Source organism: Paenibacillus shunpengii, assembly GCF_042684905.1.
Taxonomy (GTDB): Bacteria; Bacillota; Bacilli; order Paenibacillales; family Paenibacillaceae; genus Paenibacillus; species Paenibacillus shunpengii.
Genome location: NZ_JBHUMJ010000013.1, coordinates 1 through 16,398, shown reverse-complemented (window position 1 = coordinate 16,398; position 16,398 = coordinate 1). Strand labels below are relative to the sequence as shown.

Annotated in this window: 14 protein-coding genes and 2 rRNA genes; 1 reads left to right on the top strand and 15 read right to left on the bottom strand. The window is 46.1% G+C overall.

Annotated features, from left to right (window positions below; all coding sequences use genetic code 11):
* Positions 1–43 precede the first annotated feature (43 nt).
* The 5 genes from cysE to ACFSVM_RS25115 form a co-directional block, all read right to left on the bottom strand.
* A complete protein-coding gene (cysE, locus tag ACFSVM_RS25135) occupies positions 44–724 on the bottom strand; it encodes a serine O-acetyltransferase (protein WP_379265273.1) in 681 nt (226 codons plus the stop codon).
* Between the two features lie 533 nt (positions 725–1,257).
* Entirely contained in the window at positions 1,258–2,712 is a 1,455-nt protein-coding gene (gene gltX / locus ACFSVM_RS25130) for a glutamate--tRNA ligase (RefSeq protein WP_379265271.1), read from the bottom strand.
* A 23-nt stretch (positions 2,713–2,735) separates the two neighbouring features.
* Entirely contained in the window at positions 2,736–3,224 is a 489-nt protein-coding gene (ispF, locus tag ACFSVM_RS25125) for a 2-C-methyl-D-erythritol 2,4-cyclodiphosphate synthase (RefSeq protein WP_379265269.1), read from the bottom strand.
* A gap of 4 nt (positions 3,225–3,228) precedes the next feature.
* Positions 3,229–3,915: a 2-C-methyl-D-erythritol 4-phosphate cytidylyltransferase gene (gene ispD / locus ACFSVM_RS25120; RefSeq protein ID WP_379265267.1), complete on the bottom strand. Its 687-nt coding sequence runs from the start codon at positions 3,913–3,915 to the stop codon at positions 3,229–3,231.
* An 82-nt stretch (positions 3,916–3,997) separates the two neighbouring features.
* Positions 3,998–5,086 carry a PIN/TRAM domain-containing protein gene (locus tag ACFSVM_RS25115; RefSeq protein ID WP_379265265.1) on the bottom strand — a complete coding sequence of 363 codons (1,089 nt, stop codon included), beginning with the start codon at positions 5,084–5,086 and terminating at the stop codon, positions 3,998–4,000.
* A 247-nt stretch (positions 5,087–5,333) separates the two neighbouring features.
* On the opposite strand from ACFSVM_RS25115, the gene ACFSVM_RS25110 reads away from it, so the two are divergent.
* The gene (locus ACFSVM_RS25110) at positions 5,334–5,729 is read left to right on the top strand and encodes a DUF1573 domain-containing protein (RefSeq protein WP_076315682.1); all 396 of its coding nucleotides are present in this window, start codon (positions 5,334–5,336) and stop codon (positions 5,727–5,729) included.
* A 178-nt stretch (positions 5,730–5,907) separates the two neighbouring features.
* Here the strand turns inward: ACFSVM_RS25110 and pssA are convergent, their stop codons facing one another.
* The 10 genes from pssA to ACFSVM_RS25060 all read right to left on the bottom strand — a co-directional run.
* Positions 5,908–6,636, bottom strand: a complete 729-nt coding sequence (gene pssA / locus ACFSVM_RS25105) for a CDP-diacylglycerol--serine O-phosphatidyltransferase (protein ID WP_076315681.1) — start codon at positions 6,634–6,636, stop codon at positions 5,908–5,910.
* Between the two features lie 55 nt (positions 6,637–6,691).
* Positions 6,692–7,768, bottom strand: a complete 1,077-nt coding sequence (gene disA / locus ACFSVM_RS25100) for a DNA integrity scanning diadenylate cyclase DisA (protein ID WP_076315680.1) — start codon at positions 7,766–7,768, stop codon at positions 6,692–6,694.
* A 13-nt stretch (positions 7,769–7,781) separates the two neighbouring features.
* Positions 7,782–9,149, bottom strand: coding sequence for a DNA repair protein RadA (radA, locus tag ACFSVM_RS25095; RefSeq protein WP_090727878.1), 1,368 nt, complete (start codon positions 9,147–9,149; stop codon positions 7,782–7,784).
* A 270-nt stretch (positions 9,150–9,419) separates the two neighbouring features.
* Complete coding sequence (clpC, locus tag ACFSVM_RS25090; protein ID WP_076315678.1) at positions 9,420–11,870, bottom strand: ATP-dependent protease ATP-binding subunit ClpC; 2,451 nt, start codon at positions 11,868–11,870, stop codon at positions 9,420–9,422.
* 214 nt (positions 11,871–12,084) lie between these two features.
* Positions 12,085–13,146 (bottom strand): protein arginine kinase, encoded by a 1,062-nt coding sequence (locus tag ACFSVM_RS25085; protein ID WP_076315677.1) that lies wholly within the window; start codon positions 13,144–13,146, stop codon positions 12,085–12,087.
* A 31-nt stretch (positions 13,147–13,177) separates the two neighbouring features.
* Complete coding sequence (locus ACFSVM_RS25080) at positions 13,178–13,699, bottom strand: UvrB/UvrC motif-containing protein (RefSeq protein WP_076315676.1); 522 nt, start codon at positions 13,697–13,699, stop codon at positions 13,178–13,180.
* Between the two features lie 50 nt (positions 13,700–13,749).
* Positions 13,750–14,211 (bottom strand): CtsR family transcriptional regulator, encoded by a 462-nt coding sequence (locus ACFSVM_RS25075; RefSeq protein WP_076315675.1) that lies wholly within the window; start codon positions 14,209–14,211, stop codon positions 13,750–13,752.
* Between the two features lie 388 nt (positions 14,212–14,599).
* A complete protein-coding gene (locus tag ACFSVM_RS25070) occupies positions 14,600–15,766 on the bottom strand; it encodes a GNAT family N-acetyltransferase (RefSeq protein ID WP_379265260.1) in 1,167 nt (388 codons plus the stop codon).
* A gap of 198 nt (positions 15,767–15,964) precedes the next feature.
* Positions 15,965–16,081, bottom strand: a 5S ribosomal RNA gene (rrf, locus tag ACFSVM_RS25065).
* A gap of 163 nt (positions 16,082–16,244) precedes the next feature.
* Positions 16,245–16,398 (bottom strand): 23S ribosomal RNA (locus ACFSVM_RS25060); the annotation flags it as partial.

Here is a 16,398-nt window from a genome sequence, read left to right as displayed (position 1 = left end):
CACGTTCCTTTCAATACATTTCAATCATTATATTGTACCACGTTTACGATTTGTTACCACGTATGACCGCTTCTTTACGGCCACCTTCATTCGCTGCTGATTTAAGCTGATCCAGCTCCTTCCGGAGAGTAACCAACTCTTGCTGCAGCTCACGCATGGAATCAACAACCGGATCGGGCAGCTGCTGGCTTAGTCGATCCACTCTCCGGCCATCCTGCTTAACGACCCGGCCTGGAATACCAACGACCGTACTATTTGGCGGAACCTCTCTTAGTACTACGGAATTTGCTCCAATATTGCTGTAATCCCCCACTTTGAAGGATCCCAACACTTTAGAGCCCGAGGATATCACCACATTATTACCAATGGTAGGATGTCTCTTTCCTTTTTCTTTACCCGTTCCGCCTAGGGTCACACCTTGATAAATCACCACATCATCACCAATTTCGCATGTTTCTCCAATGACAACCCCCATACCATGATCAATGAAGAGCCGATTGCCGATAGTAGCGCCTGGGTGAATCTCTATCCCCGTCATAAACCTGCTGAATTGAGAGATAATTCTGGCCACGGTGTACCATCCCCATCGGTAAAAATGATGCGCCAAGCGATGGGCCCAGATGGCATGCAAGCCGGAGTAAGTAAAGATCACTTCAAACCGACTTCTAGCAGCAGGGTCGTTATCAAAGACTGCCTGAATATCAGATTTCAATTTCTTAAACATATCTGTTCCCCTCTTCGCATCATTTACCCGTTTGTCTGAAGTAAATTTGACTCTGCTTGTTAGCGTGTATGTGAATCAAAAAAGACGCCTCTGCAGCCACATTCGGCTGCAGAGGCGTCTAACAAAATCGCGGTTCCACTCTGCTTAGGATTCGCATAACGCACGCATCCTATCTCGGACGTCCGTAACGAGGACGAGACGTCGCTACCTACCCGAAGTAGCTTTCCAGCAAAGCGGAAAGGTCCAGGTTCGGAGGCGCAGCTCCCAGGCGCATTTCGATCAGCAGAGCGTGAGATAACTTCCAGCCTTGAAGACTTGTTAAGGTCTTACCCGGTTATCTTCTCTGGTCCACGTTCATGACTGTGTACTTCTCCTGTTCACAGCTGTTCAGTATATTCATTCTTCCCCATAGGGGTACGCTTAATCACATTAGGACAAACAGAGCCTGCTTATCTTGATGTACTGCTTTTTATATATCTTAGCGAAAAGAACTTCGGCTGACAAGGATTATCCTTACTAGCCTCAGTACAAATTTAAAATTGGGCTTTCAATCGGCTTAACACCTTATCGCGGCCCAACAGATAAATGGTTGCATTCAAGTCCCGGCCATGGGTTTGGCCCGTCAATGCCACACGAATCGGCATGAACAGCTGTTTGCCCTTATAGCCTGTTTCTTTCTGCACTTCTTTGATCAAAGCCTGCATATGGGAGGCCGAAAAGTCAGCGGAAGCCTCTACTTTCTCAGCGAAAGCCTTGAGGACCGTTGGAACCTGCTCTTCCTTCAGAACCGATTCAGCTTCACCTTCAAATTGCACTTCATCCTTGAAGAACAAGGAAGCGAGCTTCACAATATCGGATGCTGCAACCATCTGCTCCTGATACAGCGCCACCAGCTCTTCTGCCCACGTCTGCTGAGCTGCATCAAGCTCACTTGGAAGTAGTCCCGCTTGCTGCAAGTGTGGAATCGCAAGATCTGCGATACGCTTCAGCTCCGCATTTTTGATATAAGAGTTATTAAGATGAGCCAGCTTATTCGTGTCAAATACCGCAGGAGACTTGGACAGCCTTGACGGATCAAAAATCTTGATCAGCTCATCCTTGCTGAAAATTTCCTCTTCCCCTTCCGGAGACCAGCCGAGCAGTGAGATGTAGTTAAACAGCGCTTCCGGCAAATACCCGAGCTTGTCATACTGCTCAATAAATTGAATAATCGACTCATCGCGCTTGCTGAGCTTCTTATGATTCTCATTGACAATGAGGGTCATATGACCGAATACCGGCGGTTCCCAGTCAAAAGCTTCATAAATCATCAGCTGGCGAGGTGTATTGGAAATATGGTCCTCTCCACGCAGAACATGTGTGATCTTCATCAAATGGTCATCAAGGGCAACCGCAAAATTGTAAGTAGGAATGCCGTCTTTCTTGACAATAACGAAGTCTCCAGTTTCTTTGGAATTAAAGGAGATTGTTCCTTTGACCATGTCATTAAAGGTATACACTTTCTCTTCCGGTACACGGAAACGGACACTTGGTACGCGGCCTTCGGCTTCATACGTCTTGCGTTCCTCTTCCGTCAGGTCACGGTGCTTGCCGGAATAACGCGGTGTCTCCCCGCGGGACATCTGTTCCTCGCGCTCTGCTTCAAGCTCTTCCTCTGTACAGTAACAGAAGTAAGCAAGACCGCGGTCAATCAAATCCTGCCAGTATTTCTTATAGATATCGAGACGCTCTGTTTGACGATAAGGGCCATATTCACCCCCAACATCAATACTCTCATCCCATTCCATGCCGAGCCATTTCAAATACGTCAACTGGCTCTCTTCTCCGCCTTCAATGTTCCGCTTCGTATCCGTATCTTCAATGCGGATAATAAATTTCCCGCCTTGATTTCTCGCATATAAATAGTTAAATAATGCCGTTCTTGCATTTCCGATATGCAAATGTCCTGTCGGACTCGGCGCATAACGCACGCGAACCTCCGTGCTCATAAGATCCCCTCCGATTCATTATTTCAAGATGATAGCACAGGTTCTATCAGGCATACAACCGATTGCGCAGCAATGCCCTCGCCCCGTCCTGCAAAGCCAAGCTGCTCTGTAGTCGTCGCTTTTACATTAACTTGAGAGAGCTCTGCACCCAGCGCCTTGGCAATGATCTCTGCCATTTGCGGAATATAGGGCGCCATCTTCGGCTTTTGGGCAATAATCGTCGAATCCACATTTCCCAGCTGATAGCCGCGCTCTACAGCAAGCTCCCATACTCGCTCCAGCAGCTTAAGACTATCCGCGTCTTTAAATACCGGATCCGTATCCGGAAAGTGCTTGCCGATATCACCAAGACCCAGCGCACCGAGTATGGCATCACTTATCGCATGCAGAAGCACGTCCGCATCGGAGTGTCCGAGCAGTCCTTTTTCATAGGGAATCGTGACTCCCCCAATAATACATGGCCTGCCCTCCACTAATTGATGAACGTCAAATCCTTGTCCTACACGGATCATAAGTCTACTCTCCCCTTTTTTGCATAAATACAGCATAATCCAGGTCATCCGGCGTCGTGATTTTAATATTCGTATACCGACCCTCTACGACCTTTACCTGCTTCCCAAGCCGTTCAATCAGCATCGCATCATCTGTGCCAAGAAACGCCTCCTGCATCGCCCGCTCATGAGCCTCAAGCAGTGCAGACAGACGAAAAGCCTGTGGTGTTTGGATACTCCACAGACTTCGCCGATCCGGCGTGGACATGATAATGCCCTCTTCATTTACTTGTTTGATCGTATCCTTTACAGGTACTGCAAGCACAGCAGCCCCATGCTCCATCGCAGCTTCCATACAGTTCTCGATAAGCTCCGGCGTCACAAAAGGCCTGACTCCATCATGTACAAGCACATAATCAGAAGTAAGCTGCTTCAAGCCTGCATACACAGAATCCTGCCTTTCAGAGCCTCCTGCAGTTACCCGAACCTGAGCTTCAAGGCCAAATTTATGAATCCACTCTTCACAGCGCTTAACGTCTGCAGCACCGGTAACGACAATCATCTCTTTGATTCGTGACACACGGCTGAACACCTCAAGCGTATGTATAAAGATGGGCTTGTCTTGCAGCAGCAGAAACTGCTTGCTCTCCGCGTAACCCATACGGGTACCCTTGCCTGCTGCCACAATGACGGCTCCCCATGAATTGTTCATGCTCTTAAACCCCTGCCTTGTTCATCTGCTTAAGCATTCAGCGCATTCAGCGATTGGAACACTCAATCTCCATCATACCGCTTTATTGAGCTTTTTCCAACAGTTTCGGCTTGGCAAAAATCATTCGTCCTGCAGAGGTTTGGAGAACGCTTGTCACAAGCACCTCCATCATCGTGCCGATATATTCTCTTCCGCCCTCGACTACAATCATGGTGCCGTCATCCAGGTAGGCTACGCCTTGACCATGCTCCTTGCCGTCCTTGATGATCTGGACCATAATTTCCTCACCTGGCAATACAACCGGCTTGACTGCATTAGCCAAATCATTAATGTTCAGTACCGATACGCCTTGAAGCTCACATACTTTGTTCAGATTAAAGTCATTGGTTACAACCTTGCCCTGAAGCACCTTGGCGAGCTTAACCAGCTTGCTGTCCACCTCAGATATTTCTTCAAAATCGCCTTCATAGATCAGTACTTTAATCTCCAATTCCTTTTGAATCTTGTTAAGGATATCAAGCCCGCGGCGTCCGCGGTTTCGCTTGAGCAGATCTGAGGAATCTGCAATATGCTGGAGCTCCTCCAGTACGAATTCAGGGATGACGATGGTCCCTTCGATGAACCCTGTCTTGCAGATGTCCGCAATCCGGCCATCAATAATGACGCTCGTATCTAGTATCTTATGCTCTTCAATCCGTCTGTCTTCACTTATCGCTCCGTTATTCCAACGTCCTGAAGTCCAGAACGTTCCTAGGTCCTCTTTCTTCGCAAGACCCACCCGAAGTCCCATGTAACTGAAGACAAGCATCATAGCCACTTGAAGCAGCTCTCCTGGCTTACCAAGCCAATTGAATGACGGATAAAGAAGTATAGCGAACAATAATCCAATTCCTAGCCCCAAAGCCCCCGCTGCCAATTCACTCATAGGAACACGAGCGAGCTTCGTAACTCCTTCTTCTACCCTTAAATTCACCACAGAACCCAGTGTACTGCATAGTAAAGTAAATACTGCAACCCCTGTCAGCATCCATAACGCAAGTGCTGTTGTCGTCCCCAGCCTGTCTGCCAGTTCACTTAACCAAGGGACCGTTACTCCTACTGAATGATATAACGCATAACCAGACCATGCTCCCATGAATCCGGTCAATGTTAAAATGACTTTTTTCCACATGTCCCTTCACCTCCTTTGACCTTTTCCTTAACCAGTATGAACCAATTCGGAAGGTCCTAATCCTGTAGGGCAGGATATTTAAGGAAAAATATCTCAACAATCTCCTCTCATTTCACATGAAGGTGATTAAAGCACATTTGATGCTCCGTCTCGGGGTAAGTATCTAACTGTAAATCATGGTTGAAAATGGTTTATAGGGTGGCATATAATAAGTTCAACTGAAAACACACCGAGGTGAATATAAGGAATGAGCACTTCCAGCCTGCAAACCTTTCAAGACCAAGTATCCGAATTGTTGCTCCGTCACCGTAGTCTGATTGATGTGTTGTCAAAGTTAGGACAAGCCGATGCTTCTGTTAATCGTGCAGTTTCCAAGGCCATTACGGAGTGCGGATGTATTGAACTTCATGCTTCCAAGCAGTCATACACACCTAACGGGAACTTGGAGGACGCTAGATCTTCTGTAGAGACGCATGTACATGGAGATCTGTGCGATCATTGTAAAGAGATTGTCAGCTCAGAGCTTGGACGCAATCTGTTCTATATGTCGGCGCTTTGCAATCTGCTCAATATTCAGCTCGAGGACGTCCTTGAGAATGAAGCCAACAAGTGTTCCACACTAGGCATATTCAACCTATCGTAACGAAATTAAAATGCAAGTAAATACTTAATAAGTTCTGCCAATATACACAGCCTTCTACACCCTATTGATCCTCGCTACTATGAATGAAACAGCACAAAAAAAGCATTTATTCTCGTCGTGTTATACGAAAGAATAAATGCTTTTTTTATTTGAATGAGCATCTCTGCTCGATTTTTCCCTAATAACGATGTGATGTTTCGTCTTCCTGGCTCTTGTTCCGATTGCGTCTGCGATGAATGTAGCGTTGTACACTATGGTACATGCCGTATACGGCATACAACACCAAAGGAATAAATACAAACATGGATAATTGCTCAGAGAACAAAAATGCAAGTGCAATCGAAAACAAAACGACCAATGGAGCGATCCATACTGCTTTTTTGGGAATGCCTACTTTTTTGAAATTCGGATATTTCAGCGAACTGATCATGAGATAGGATAACAGCAGTGTAGCCACCATCATAAAGGGTGCAGAAATATCTTTGTTAAATAAGGACAGCAGTGCAAGTACACCACCTGCCGCCGGTATAGGCAGTCCTGTGAAATAACCGGGAATCCCGGGTTTAACATTAAATCGGGCTAACCTCAGTGCACCGCATATCGGAAATATGCTGGTTACGATCCAGGCAATACTTACTGGCGCTTCCTGAAACGAAACGGTGTACATCAAATAAGCCGGGGCAGCACCAAATGATACAATGTCAGATAGTGAATCCAGTTCTTTACCAAATTCGCTCTGCGCATTCAGCGCCCTTGCAATCCGGCCATCCAAGCCATCAAGAAGCATAGCAATAACCACCATAAAAGCGGCAAGCGTATACTGATCTTCTGAGGCCAGCAAAATGGCAATCATTCCGAGTGATAAATTACCCAAGGTAAATAAATTCGGAATTGATTTCGTTATCATCACGTCACCTCATATGTGCGGCAATAAAAAATAATCATATGTCATTCTGAGTTATTTAGATCTGTCTGTCAATGAACATTTGCTCCTGCAGGCGCTTCAATCCATCCTTAATCGTACGCGCACGTACTTCTCCGATACCGTCAACTTCGTCCAATTCTTCAATGGTTGCCATAATGACGTGCGGCAAGTGTTCAAACTGCTCCACCAAATTATGAATGATCACATTCGGCAGACGCGGGATTTTACTGAGAACACGGTACCCTCTTGGAGCCACTGATTCTTCAGAAGTCGCAGCGGATGCGGGATATCCGAGCAAACGAGCAATATGGTGGGTGTCCAGCAGTTCATCATCTGTTGAACGTTTGAGCCCATTCACGATCTCTTTGATCTTCTCATCGCTGTCATCCTTGGCATAGTCCTTATACAGAAGCATCGCTTCTTCTTCCGTATTACTGACAAGCTCCTCCATCTGCATGGAGATCAGCCGTCCTTCATTACCAAGCTCATTAATGTAACGTTTGATCTCCATCTTGATCCGAAGCACCATTTCCACACGCTGAATGACATTCACAACTTCAGGTATGGTCACGAGCTCTTCAAATTCAGACGCGCTGAGATTGGTCAAGGATTGATTGAGCACGGCCCTGTATTTCTCAAGCGTTTGTATCGCCTGATTTGCTTTGGTCAGAATTACGCCGATTTCCTTCAGTGCATACCGCAGTGTACCTTGGTAGAGCGTAATTATATTACGTCTTTGCGATATCGATACAACGAGCTTGCCTGTCTGCTTCGCAACTCTTTCGGCAGTTCTGTGGCGAATTCCTGTTTCAGAAGACGAAATAGAGGAATCAGGAATTAACTGCGTATTTGCATACAAAATTCGTTTTAAATCCTCACTTAAGATAATGGCTCCATCCATCTTGGCCAGCTCATATAGATAGTTTGGAGAAAAATCACAATTGATCGAAAAACCGCCATCCACAACCTCCATTACCTCAGGACTGTAGCCAACGACGATCAGCGCGCCCGTTTTTGCACGCAACACATTCTCCAGTCCCTCTCTGAATGGGGTTCCGGGCGAAACCAATCTTAAGAGATTATTCATTTTATCCAATTGGCTCGATTCTTTCATCTTTCAATGCCCCCTAATCTAAAGCAACCGCTAGTGCATCTCCGACGGTGTTTACACCGATAAGTTCTATTCCCTTCGGGTGCTTCCAGCCTTTTAGGCTCTTCTCTGGCATAATCACCCGTTTGAATCCAAGCTTCTGCGCTTCTTTGGCTCTCTGCTCCGCACGAGACACAGCCCGAACCTCACCCGTAAGGCCTACCTCTCCAAATACAACATCATATGGTTTGGTCGGCATATCCCGGAAGCTGGATGCAACACTGACAGCAACCGCCAAATCAATAGCGGGCTCATCCAGCTTCACCCCTCCGGCGACGTTTATATAAGCATCCTGGTTCTGTAAGAACATACCCTGGCGCTTTTCCAATACGGCAATGATGAGGGCCATACGATTGTAATCTACACCGGTAGCCATGCGTCTTGGAGAAGGGAACTGGGTTGCGGATACTAGCGCCTGAAGCTCAACAAGCATTGGACGGGTCCCTTCCATGCTGGCAGCAACAGTGGAGCCTGCTACCCCAAGCGGTCGTTCAGACAAGAACATCTCGGATGGATTGGCAACCTCGGTTAACCCGATTTCACCCATCTCAAAAATCCCCATTTCATTGGTTGAGCCAAAACGGTTCTTCACCGCACGAAGCAGCCGGTACGTATGATGTCTCTCGCCTTCAAAATAAAGCACGCAATCCACCATATGCTCAAGCATTCGCGGTCCTGCAATAGCACCTTCCTTAGTAACATGCCCTACAAGCACGGTCGCAATGCCCTGTCCTTTAGCGATTCGCATAAATCTTGAAGTACATTCTCTAACTTGTGCCACACTGCCCGGCGCACTCGTAATTTCCGGTAAATATACCGTTTGAATGGAGTCAATAACTAGAAAATGCGGCTCCACCTGTTTGACGGCTTCCTCAATCCGTTCCATGTTTGTTTCGCTGAGCACATACAGCTCAGGAGACAAGGCTTCCAGCCGATCTGCACGCAGCTTCGTCTGTCTTACCGATTCCTCACCGGAAATATACAGCACTCGCAGTCCTGCTGTGGTCATGGCATGAGAGGTTTGCAGCAGCAATGTAGATTTACCGATGCCCGGATCTCCGCCGACCAGAACTAGAGAACCCGGGACGACTCCACCGCCGAGCACTCGATTCAGCTCTTTAATACCCGTCAGGATGCGGGGCTCCTGGTCACTCTCTATGTTTATGATGGGCTGAGGCTTTTCTTTACTATCAAAAAGGGAAGAACCTCTCCCTTGTGTCTTAACGATACTTTCGGTTTCCTCCACCATGGAGTTCCAGGACTGACATCCTGGACATTTACCATACCATTTAGGGGCTTCATAGCCGCATTCGGTACAGTAAAACTTCGTTTTAACTTTAGCCACTTCACTTCTCCTTATTTTTACACTATTCGACTAAAATCGTCTTTAAGTGCAAATGCCGAATTTACTAAAAAAGGATTTAATAAAAGTTTAACATTGAATGCATTTTGACGTAAAGCTTAATTGCCAAACTTTACACAGGATGTATTTTTTCCAAGTCATCACTCTGGAATTGATGTGTATCTATTATGCATTTTTCTTAAAAAAAGGGTTCTTATCGCTCACGCGACAAGAACCCTTTCCAGTATATTCAGTTAGGCTTAACTACAACAATTAAGATGAGCTTGTTGTTGATACATTATCTTTTTTGGTAACAACCAGAGCTCCATCATTCACATCGATTAGAAGAGAATCACCCTTCGTGACGTTACCCGTGAGCAGCTCTTCAGAGAGTCGGTCTTCAATGTGCTTCTGAATTGCTCTACGAAGCGGTCTTGCCCCGTAGGCTGGATCAAAGCCTTCTTTGGCAAGGAATGCCTTCGCTTGATCGGTCAGCTCGAAGTCGACATCATACTCACGCAGACGTTTACGCAGCTCCTCCGCCATCAAGGTAACAATCTCACCGATATGTTTCTCCTCGAGGGAATGGAACACGATGATCTCATCAATCCGGTTAAGGAATTCAGGACGGAAGCTCTTCTTCAGTTCATCCATCACTTTACCCTTCATGTTGTCGTAATTCGCTCCAGCATCTACAACAGCTGTAAAGCCCAGTGTAGAATTACGTTTAATCGCATCTGCACCCACGTTCGACGTCAAGATAATGAGCGTGTTGCGGAAGTCGACTACACGACCCTTCGAATCTGTAAGTCGTCCGTCTTCCAGCACTTGAAGCAGGATATTGAATACTTCCGGATGGGCTTTTTCAATCTCATCCAGGAGAACGACAGAGTACGGCTTGCGGCGTACTTTTTCAGTCAGCTGTCCGCCTTCTTCATAGCCTACATATCCCGGAGGCGCCCCAACCAGTCTGGATGTGGAGTGCTTCTCCATGTATTCCGACATATCAATCCGGATAACGGCATTCTCATCCCCAAACATTGATTCAGCAAGTGCTCGAGCCAGCTCAGTCTTACCTACCCCAGTTGGTCCCAGGAAGATAAAGGAGCCCATTGGACGTTTCGGATCTTTCAGACCTGCACGTGCCCGGCGGATTGCACGGCTGACTGCTTTAACGGCCTCATCCTGCCCGATAACACGCTCATGCAGAATTCCTTCCATATTCATCAGTCGATCCGTTTCTTCCTGCTTCAGCTTGTTGACAGGCACACCCGTCCAGCTGGCTACGACCTGTGCGATATCCTCAGGAGTAACCTCGGAGTCCGTACGGCCTTGTTTTTCCTTCCACTGATTCTTCGTTACATCAAGCTCTTCGCGAATCTTCTGCTCTGTATCCCGCAGGGCAGCAGCCTTCTCGAATTCCTGGCTCTGAACAGCTGAATCCTTCTCTTTGCGAATATCATCGAGTCTGTTCTCAAGCTGCTTAAGATTAGGCGGTACTGTATAAGAGTTGAGTCTTACTTTGGAGCCCGCTTCGTCAATGAGGTCGATCGCTTTGTCCGGCAGGAACCGGTCTGTAATGTAACGATCAGACAATTTAACTGCCTGTTCAATCGCTTCATCCGTAATTTTCACACGGTGATGTGCTTCATAACGATCTCTCAAGCCGTGCAGGATTTGAATTGCTTCATCCACGGATGGCTGATCCACATTGATCGGCTGGAAACGACGCTCAAGCGCAGCATCTTTTTCAATATATTTACGATACTCATCCAGCGTAGTCGCACCAATACATTGCAGTTCTCCACGAGCCAAAGCCGGCTTCAGGATGTTAGAGGCGTCAATAGCTCCTTCTGCTCCCCCTGCTCCAATAAGCGTATGCAGCTCATCAATGAAGAGAATAATATTTCCTGCCTGGCGGATCTCATCCATAATCTTCTTGAGTCTATCTTCAAATTCACCACGGTATTTCGTTCCTGCAACGACAGAGCCCATATCCAGAGTCATTACGCGTTTGTCACGCAGCGTTTCAGGAATTTCGTTCGCGATAATCTTCTGAGCTAGGCCTTCAGCGATCGCTGTTTTACCTACCCCTGGCTCACCGATTAATACCGGGTTGTTTTTCGTACGACGGCTGAGCACCTGAATAACACGTTCAATCTCTTTACTCCGGCCGATTACCGGATCAAGGTTGCCTTCCTTCGCAATGGAAGTAAGGTCACGCGCAAGGCTGTCCAGTGTTGGTGTACTAACGTTAGCTTGGGCTCCGTTGTGACTGGACACCGCTTCGCTGCTTCCAAGCAATTGGAGCACTTGCTGACGAGCTTTGTTCAGGCTGATGCCCAGGTTGTTCAGTACTCGTGCTGCTACCCCTTCACCTTCACGGATAAGGCCGAGCAGAATATGTTCGGTTCCAACGTAGGTGTGGCCCAGTTTACGTGCTTCATCCATCGAGAGTTCAATGACTTTTTTGGCACGTGGTGTATATGCAATGTTCGTAGGCTGCTCTTGGCCGCGGCCAATAAGCGTTTCTACTTCATCTTGAATTTTCTCAAGTCCTAGACCCAGACCGATCAGAGCTTTGGCAGCAATGCCTTCCCCTTCACGAATCAGGCCGAGCAAAATATGTTCGGTACCGATGTTATTATGACCTAAACGAACCGCTTCTTCTTGAGCTAAAGCCAGCACTTTTTGCGCTCGTTCTGTAAATCTTCCAAACATCATAGTTCTTGCACCTCCACAAGTTTAATTGCCTATATCTCTATCCAGATTGCCCTTCACGGACAGCTCTGGCCGACAATCGTCGGTATCATCCCAAGCCGATTGCGATCCTCCTGTTAACTATACAAGAACAGCAATCAGTCAGGTTATTACTGTTATAATATCCAATAAAATAACGTATGGCTCTGACGGTGAATCCAATTACTTTTTCAGGTTTCTAATGCTTAAGAACATCTCGTATCATTTGTGCACGGTAGATGTCTCTCGCATTGGGATCCAAGACTTCTTCACCGAATTTTTTCTGTAAAAATCCAGGCTGAGTCATGACATTCAGTTCATTCATTTGCACAATAGAAGGCTCTTCAATCAAGCCAAGATCAATGCCTAGACGAACATCTGACAAGCGCTGCGCTGCTTCCTTGGAATCCATAATCACCGCATGGGATAGAATCCCGTAAGAGCGCATGACCCGGTCCATAATCCGCTGCTTCGAATCACGCATCAGTCTCTCGCGTGCATTGCGCTCATGGCCAATAATTTGAAGCACGACACTATATAAGTTCTCAATAATTTCGGCTTCAGACTGTCCTAATGTAATTTGATTCGATATTTGAAACAGATTTCCTGTCGCCTCACTGCCTTCTCCGTAAATTCCGCGAACCGCGAGACCTACTTGAGATACAGCAGTAAGCACTCGGCTAATTTGCTTCGTCATGACAAGAGCAGGTAAATGCATCATTACGGAAGCTCGGAGACCTGTACCCACATTGGTAGGACAGCTTGTTAGATAGCCCCTTCGGTCATCAAATGAATAATCGATATGGGCTTCAAACACATCATCAATCGCTGATGCTCTCTTCCATGCCTCCTGCACCTGGAAACCTGGGAATAAACATTGAATACGCAGGTGATCCTCTTCATTCACCATAATGCTGATGGATTCATCTTCACTGAGTATGACAGCTCCGTTTCTCGATTCGTTCGCAAGATCAGGGCTGATCAAATGTTTTTCCACCAGAACTTCTTTATCGAATTGATCCAGTTCATTCAGATTCAGTACATGGAATTCACCAAACCTATGAACCTCCTCAAATCCAAGAACATCAATAATGTTACGACGTACTTCTCTCGACTGCTCTTCTGTTGCCAGCATTGGAAACGGAAAGCTCTGTATATTACGAGCGACTCTTACCCGGCTACTGATGACAATCTCTGAGTCAGCAGCGGTATTCCGCATCCAATCACTAAGTGGTTTTTCGGTAAACCGGATATCCGACATGGTGCACACCTCCTTACTCTATTACCAAACTTTACTCCTGTGCTATCTCTTTTTCAAGCTCACGAATCTGGTCACGCAATTTAGCGGCCTCTTCGAATTCCTGCAGATTGATCTTCTCCTGCATTTCACGCTTCAATTCATCCACTCTGCGTTTCAAATGAATTTTCTCACCTGCGCGAACCGGAACTTTCCCGATATGTGTAGTGTTGCCATGCACCCGCTTCAGCAGCGGATCCAAGCGGTTTGAGAAATGATTATAGCAGGAACTGCAGCCAAATCGATTCAGCTTACTGAACTGACTAAATGTCATTCCGCATTGCTCACAGCGAAGCGTCTCCGGTGAGGGTGCTCCCGCTGTTTTATATTTACCTGACTCAAAATCCATAAGTCCTGACAAGAGTCCGTGAATAGAAAAGCCATTAGAGATGCCTGAGATATGGTCCCCTTTTTCCTTCGCACAGTTCTCACAGATATGAAATTCCGTCTTCTCTCCGTTTACAATCTTCGTAAAATGGAGCGTAGCCGGGCGTTCATTACATTGTTGACACATCATGACCGCTTACCTCCTTTGCCTCACATTCTTGATCATATGAACAATCCTATTCATTTGCCCAAGACCGAGATCAGCATTGCTTTGAGCATTCGAGCGCGAATCTGATCACGATAGGGAAGTTTAATAAGCAGTACTTCTCGCGATATAGCCGCTTTGACCAAAGCAGCCTCTCTACGGTTGAGGAATCCGGCCTCTTCCAGCTGATAGATAAGCCCTTCTGCTGACGTCTGATTAATCTCATCTCCAATATGCTGATGAAAATGCCCATTCAGAGCAAACTGTGCAGGAAGCTCCACACGCTGAATGCGAATATAGCCGCCTCCGCCACGCTTACTTTCCACCAGATAGCCTTTCTCAAGGGTAAACCTTGTGCTGATGACGTAATTAATCTGAGACGGTACACAAGAGAACTTATCAGCGAGATCGTTTCTTTGGATCTCAATCATGCCCTCAGAGCTATCCTGCAAAATATTTTTCAGATATTGCTCGATAATATCAGAAATATTGCGCATTCTACATCCCCCACTATATTAGCCCCTTAAAATACTTAAATTCATTACAATGATCATCTGTATCTAAGGGAAAGGCTTCCCAACTGGGGTCACTATCCATCCTTAAAATTACCCATCTTGGACAGATTGCGAATCTCAATTCATCTAGAAAACTTCATGAGAAGTCCTGCTACCCCTGATACATTACTCTGTTTGATCTCTGTTGACTTTGACTTTCTTTGACTTTGTATTCATTATACCACATTATGTAGAATTCTCAAGAGGGGTTCCTTTTCATTTTTCTCATTTTGACCTAAAATATGCGTCTTACGAAAAAAACTCCCCTGCATTGTTCAGGAGAGTCGATCTTCAAGTGTCTTACTTCAGCTAAGAAGCATCTAAGTTAAATTTAGAAGAAGTCCATAAAAAATGTTCGTCCGGCAGGAATCACTCGATCCAGCTCTGTTGCTCGAAGCGGATTACCTGCTAGTCGTTCCATTAAATAAAGTTCACGTGGCCGCTTGTAGCCCATAAACAACGCTGTAATTGATTGAATGTCACCAGATATATCAGCAGTTAACTTATCACCAGAAGATAGAGGTTCTATATTACCTTGTCCATCCTCGCTTACAGTCAGGTGCCAATATCCCGTATTCCAGGAGGCGGCAGAATCCTCTACTTGGATGACCAGATCCAAGCTGTGATTCACTTCAAACGGATATTGAGCAATAAAAGCACTAAGATCGACAATACGTGCCATAAAATAAGGAACAAGCTCCTGCTTCACTCTCGGCTCAGGTAACAAGAAGGGCAGCTCGTCATCTACAGGTACCATGTTCATCTTAAACTGCTCACTAGGGTGGTTTGCAAAATAAGTCAGCAGCGCCCGGCGAGCATTCTCATTTAGATAAACAAATTCATCGCATATTAGCTCTTTGTCTTTATTCTCGTAAAGCACATAGCCTTGCGGCTCTCCTTCAGAAGAGTAGTAAACTGCTGTGTGCCCATTTCCGTTCAGCACTGAGCGCTTCCACCATGTTTCATCACGGACTAACGTGCCATTATAACGACTGGCAAAGGATTGATATAATCCATCAAGTGTAGCGATATCCGTTACATCACGGACAATTTTCCCTTCGTATTCAACTCTTGGTGGGAGCTGGTGAGCTTGAATGAAATACCTTTTGTACTCAGCAAAGACCTCCCAGCCATATTTACGGTAAAATGGCACCAAGAAAGGGTGTAAGAACGATAAAGTCTGTCCCTGATTCTTCATTTCCTGCAGCGCATGCTTGAGCAACTGAGCAACATGTCCCTTTCTACGATTTTCCGGCCAAGTGGCGACCCCGGCAATGCCACCCATATCAAATACTTTGCCATTTACATATACCTGAAAAGGCAATAGAGTCAGCTTCGCTTGCAGTTCAGCTTCATCAAACAAGCCCCAGTATTGCTCGGGAACGAAGTGCTGTCGCCGCTGTTCCTTCTCTTCAGCAGTCAGCTTATATCTAAAAGCATATTCAGATAACTGTGTACTTACATCAAACTCTTCCATATTTAATTGCCGAATCTCCATGGTCCCACCTCACTGTTTTTATCATTTAGTAGGTTAGCATAATTCTAGTGTATATGTATTTAAAAAAGCGAATTAAAGGATCTAGTCTAGCAAGAGTGTGTCAGATCTATTTATAAATGTCAATCTCAAGAGTTTTATGTGAGAAATCATGCACGTAAAAAAGACACTATCGAATTTCATCGATAGTGTCTTATGTGTGCTTGGCGGCGTCCTACTCTCCCAGGACCCTGCGGTCCAAGTACCATCGGCGCTGGAGGGCTTAACGGTCGTGTTCGGGATGGGTACGTGTGGAACCCCTCCGCTATCGCCACCAAACATGATTTTTGCGCTGTGATATCTTCGGTGAACCATCACCGGCAAAATATCAATCCTTAAAAAGGACATGCAGCTTAAAATCTTTACAAGGAATTTACTCCCTGAAAACTAGATACGAAACAATGTGCGATTTAGTGCTTTTCCCCGTTGTTGGGGTATTTTTTTGGATAAGCCCTCGACCGATTAGTACTGGTCAGCTCCATGCATTGCTGCACTTCCACCCCCAGCCTATCTACCTCGTCGTCTTCGAGGGGTCTTACTCATTGGGAAATCTCATCTTGAGGGGGGCTTCACGCTTAGATGCTTTCAGCGCTTAT

What these genes read in the sequence shown, in the direction of transcription:
- cysE (WP_379265273.1), bottom strand. Translation starts at nt 724, where the DNA reads ATGTTTAAGAAATTGAAATCTGATATTCAGGCAGTCTTTGATAACGAC.
- gltX (WP_379265271.1), bottom strand. Translation starts at nt 2,712, where the DNA reads ATGAGCACGGAGGTTCGCGTGCGTTATGCGCCGAGTCCGACAGGACAT.
- ispF (WP_379265269.1), bottom strand. Translation starts at nt 3,224, where the DNA reads ATGATCCGTGTAGGACAAGGATTTGACGTTCATCAATTAGTGGAGGGC.
- ispD (WP_379265267.1), bottom strand. Translation starts at nt 3,915, where the DNA reads ATGAACAATTCATGGGGAGCCGTCATTGTGGCAGCAGGCAAGGGTACC.
- ACFSVM_RS25115 (WP_379265265.1), bottom strand. Translation starts at nt 5,086, where the DNA reads ATGTGGAAAAAAGTCATTTTAACATTGACCGGATTCATGGGAGCATGG.
- ACFSVM_RS25110 (WP_076315682.1), top strand. Translation starts at nt 5,334, where the DNA reads ATGAGCACTTCCAGCCTGCAAACCTTTCAAGACCAAGTATCCGAATTG.
- pssA (WP_076315681.1), bottom strand. Translation starts at nt 6,636, where the DNA reads ATGATAACGAAATCAATTCCGAATTTATTTACCTTGGGTAATTTATCA.
- disA (WP_076315680.1), bottom strand. Translation starts at nt 7,768, where the DNA reads ATGAAAGAATCGAGCCAATTGGATAAAATGAATAATCTCTTAAGATTG.
- clpC (WP_076315678.1), bottom strand. Translation starts at nt 11,870, where the DNA reads ATGATGTTTGGAAGATTTACAGAACGAGCGCAAAAAGTGCTGGCTTTA.
- ACFSVM_RS25085 (WP_076315677.1), bottom strand. Translation starts at nt 13,146, where the DNA reads ATGTCGGATATCCGGTTTACCGAAAAACCACTTAGTGATTGGATGCGG.
- ACFSVM_RS25080 (WP_076315676.1), bottom strand. Translation starts at nt 13,699, where the DNA reads ATGATGTGTCAACAATGTAATGAACGCCCGGCTACGCTCCATTTTACG.
- ACFSVM_RS25075 (WP_076315675.1), bottom strand. Translation starts at nt 14,211, where the DNA reads ATGCGCAATATTTCTGATATTATCGAGCAATATCTGAAAAATATTTTG.
- ACFSVM_RS25070 (WP_379265260.1), bottom strand. Translation starts at nt 15,766, where the DNA reads ATGGAGATTCGGCAATTAAATATGGAAGAGTTTGATGTAAGTACACAG.